Annotated in this window: 2 protein-coding genes; both read right to left on the reverse strand. The window is 38.3% G+C overall.

Annotated features, from left to right (window positions below):
* A partial coding sequence (locus H2O64_RS23875; RefSeq protein ID WP_449551215.1) for a lectin-like domain-containing protein occupies window positions 1-3,133 on the reverse strand: 3,133 nt, incomplete at its 3' end.
* Window positions 3,134-3,166: 33 nt separating this feature from the next.
* Window positions 3,167-3,366, reverse strand: a 200-nt coding sequence (locus H2O64_RS23880) for a T9SS type B sorting domain-containing protein (RefSeq protein WP_187564763.1), incomplete at its 5' end; no start/stop codon positions are given.

Below are 3,366 nucleotides of genomic sequence, written 5' to 3' on the forward strand. Positions count from 1 at the left end.
GTGGATTTACATCATTGTCAGCATCTTCTGGAGTTTCGTGGTAGGTAACAGCAATGTCCATTAGCATTCCGCCAGTAATTTGATTTTCTGTACTACGGATGTTAAAGATTCCGAAACCGTCATTGTCTGTATCGCAGTATTCTAAGGGTGTTGCAGGAAAAACGGACGGCGCATCTGCAACTGAAAGCACTAGAGAAGTCGTTACATAACAGCCTGAATTTCCACTGTCTACACGGACAAACACCGTTTGTGGATTGGTGATATTTGTGTATGGAAGCGCTAAAGGATTTGTGTTGCTATCCGCATCAGCTTGACTTAGATAGTATATAACAGAGAATCCAGTTTGATTGTTTACAATTTCAGCACTACGTACGCTTAAATCAATTGCTGTGAAACCATCCGATACGTCATCGTCACACACAATTAAATCACTTGGCATTGTAACATTCGGAGGACTATCAAATAATAAGTCAAAAGAGGTTGTATCGAAACAAGTGTTTCCAACTTCTGTACTTTCAATTCGCACAAAGATGGTTTCTCCATTAGTTCCGTTATACATGGTTGCTACTGGATTTATGTCATTGACAGCATCGGTTAGTAAATTATGATAGGTAATGTTGAAATCAGCTGCATTTTGGGTTCCAAGTAGTGTAACTTCTTGCGCAGACAAGTCAAAGATTTCAAATCCATTGTTATCTAAATCGCACGCTGCGATATCATTTGGCTGATTCGCAATTGGTTGACTGTACACACAGATTTGAAAATCTGTAGTGCTGTAACACATTTGATTTGAGTTGTTTTCTACGCGAACAAATATTTGCTCACATTGCGCCGTATTTGTGTATGGAAACGTAAGCGCATTTATATTATCATCAGCATTTAACTGACTTGTATGATAGGTTACCATAAACATGTTAGGATCTTGCGTGCCGAGTACAATTCCATCTAAGTTTGTAAAATCAAACTGAGCGATTCCATCATTCGTAATATCATCACACACATTAAGGTCAGTTACCGTATTCGCAATTGGTGGCGCATCAAATAATACATCAAAAGAAGTCGTTGCAAAGCAATCGTTTCCAGTTTCTGTACTTTCAACTCTTACAAAGATTGTTTCTCCATTAGTTGCTGTATAGTTTGTTAGCAATGGATTTAGATTACCATCAGCATCCGTTTGATCAGCATGAAAGGTAATGTTTACATCCGCAGTATTTTGTGCGCCAAGTATTGTAGCTTCTTGCGTAGACAAGTCAAAAACTTCAGTTCCATTCATATCAAAATCACAGGCTATCATATTAGTGGGCTGATTTGCTATTGGCTGACTGTACACGCAGATTTCAAAATCTGTAGTACTGTAACATGCTGTGTTTGTGTCACTTTCTAATCGCACATATATTTGCTCACATTGCGCTGTGTTTGTGTATGGAAACGTAAGCGCGTTCATGTTTCCATCAGCATCTAATTGACTTGTATGATAGGTTATGGTAAATAGTGTAGGATCGAGCGTTCCAAGTACGGTAGCATCTAAGTTTGTAAAATTGAACGGCGCAATTCCATCATTCGTAATATCATCACATACATTCTGATTAGGTACCGTATTTGCAACTGCAAACGCGCCAAAGAATAATTGAAAAGAAGTCGTTGCAAAGCAATCGTTTCCAGCTTCAGTACTTTCAACTCGCACAAAAATTGTTTCTGCATTCGTTCCTGTATAGGTTGTTGGTAATGGATTCATATCAGTATCAGCATCCATTTGATTGGCATGAAACGTAATGTTTACATCTGCAGCATTTTGTGTGTCAAGTATTGCGGCTTCTTGCATCGTAAAATCATATATTTCTGTACCATTTCCATCAGAATCACACGAATTCATATCGCTTGGTTGGTTGGCAATTGGTTGACTGTCTACGCAGTTTTCAAAATTGGTAGTATCATAACAGTCTGAATTTAAGTCACTTTCTAATCGTACATATATTTGCTCACATTGCGTTGTATTTGTGTATGGGAAAACAAGTGCGTTCATATTTCCATCAGCATCTGCCTGACTTAGATGGTATGTAATTGTAAATTGTGTAGGATCGAGCGTTCCAAGTACGGTTGCATCTAAGTTTGTAAAATCAAACGGCGCAACTCCATCATTCGTAATATCATCACATACATTCTGATCAGGTACCGTATTTGCAGTAGGAGATGGTGCTACTGTAATCGTAAAACTTTCTTGTATGACTTCGGCACAACTATTTGTAATGTTTACCGTATAAGTCGTTGTCGTTGTTGGCGTGAATGTTGGATTTGAAATTGTAGGATCACTAACGCCAGTAGTTGGTGTCCACGCGTATGAAGTTGCGGCTGTAACTGCGGCATCAATCGTATTTACCGTAGTTCCTGCACAAATTGTTTGATCGTCAAGTGCTAAGGTATTTGCGAAAGAGACATAGTCAAAACACACACGTTGTAAGTTTACTGCTCCACCAGTAGATCCTGTAAATCCAAAAAAAGCATTTGTAATTCCACCGAAAATAGTATTTACAATATCTCCAGAATAGGAAAGGCGCAACACACAATCAAAATATACGTCTATGGTCGTGGTCGCAGCTGTCCATTCAATTCGAATGATATGCTCTATACCATCTTCAATATTTGTTGTAGTTGCTGACGCTTGAATTGGTCCAGCTAAGTTTGTAGCATTATTATGATTATTATTCCCACTGCTTACGATTGCAAGATGATCAAAAAACGGATCGCCTAAATCATTGTTTTGCCACGTATCAAATTCGACAGCTAGCGAGTTATTAATACCTTCATAGCCCATTCCTCCACCTGGACTCCCAATTTCGGGTGTTGCTGTGTTTTTTATAATAAATGTAATTCCGTCAGCTCCATTTGCATCGTTTGTACCAAAGAAACCTCTAAATTCAATGACAAAGTCATTTGTCATGTCGATAGGTGCACCTGCCCAAATGGCTCCAGACTGAAAGTTTATATTTTCTGTAATTTCAAAGCAATCGCCTCCAATATCATTGGCGTCTCCGACCAATGTGGGCATTAATTGCGCATGTAGTTGGCAACTAAATAGTATGAAGATTATTACTAAACTTTTTACAACTGGGTTTGTTGTTTTGGCTAAAATCATTGTCTTACAATTATATAAGACAAATATGGTGATTTATCTTTTTAATGTAAAATGATTGATAAACTCTTTTAGATTTCCATCAAATGGATCTACATATTCTACTCTAAACCAGTAATCTGCTGATGGCATTGGCGTTCCGTTGTAGGTTCCATCCCAACCTTGTCCTGCAGGACTAATCTGTTTGAGGAGTTTTCCATAACGATCAAAGATGTAAATCTTCGCTGCTGGCTGAT

The sequence above is a fragment of the Kordia aestuariivivens genome (assembly GCF_014397005.1).
Taxonomy (GTDB): domain Bacteria; phylum Bacteroidota; class Bacteroidia; order Flavobacteriales; family Flavobacteriaceae; genus Kordia; species Kordia aestuariivivens.